The 648-nt window shown below is 25.8% G+C and carries 1 protein-coding gene; it reads right to left on the reverse strand.

Translation table 11 applies throughout. The features are described 5' to 3' along the window. Window positions 1–118: 118 nt before the first annotated feature. Entirely contained in the window at window positions 119–418 is a 300-nt protein-coding gene (locus Q428_RS14255; protein WP_035382131.1) for a hypothetical protein, read from the reverse strand. Between the last annotated feature and the right edge of the window lie 230 nt (window positions 419–648).

Genomic DNA, 648 nt, shown 5'->3' on the forward strand with positions numbered 1-648 from the left:
TTTATCCCCAGCAAATTGCCCTTTATTATTCTAAAATTTATATTTAATTTAAATGTTATTATCATAATCCTGTTTACAACAATACTTAGATGTCCATCATGTTTAGTTAATTTCAATTTTACTCTTTTCCACCCTTTATTACCTTTAAATCTTCCTTTACTCCCATTATATCAACTTTTATATCAAAATCTTCTTCCGCTAAAACTTTTAATCTGTTCTCGATTTTTGCTAATTTATTGTCTATCTTCTCATGTGCAAATTGAGTATTTTTCTCAAATTGAATAAGCAAATCAAGTTTATCTCCATGTTTTTCTTTAATATATTTAACATCACTCTCAATATTCTCCAATCTTTCATTAATTGGTCTTAATTCATCCCTTATTAACTCTCTTATTGCCTGTAAAACATCTTTATCCATATTATCACCATCCAACAAAACTATCTTTTAAAAAATATAAATAATTTATCTATAAATTCTCATTTCACATGACCATGTATTGATATCTACATTTTATCAGATTATTATTCTTTATACCACTTAAGAAACACTAATTCTTGCTTTAATCTTGGAATATAAAGCATTTACCTACTACCTCATAGTTACTATTTGTTATTTATAGCTTAAAAAACTGCAGCATCAGGCTTTAT

The sequence above is a fragment of the Fervidicella metallireducens AeB genome (assembly GCF_000601455.1).
In the GTDB taxonomy this organism is placed as follows: Bacteria; Bacillota; Clostridia; order Clostridiales; family Caloramatoraceae; genus Fervidicella; species Fervidicella metallireducens.

What these genes read in the sequence shown, in the direction of transcription:
- Q428_RS14255 (WP_035382131.1), bottom strand. Translation starts at nt 418, where the DNA reads ATGGATAAAGATGTTTTACAGGCAATAAGAGAGTTAATAAGGGATGAA.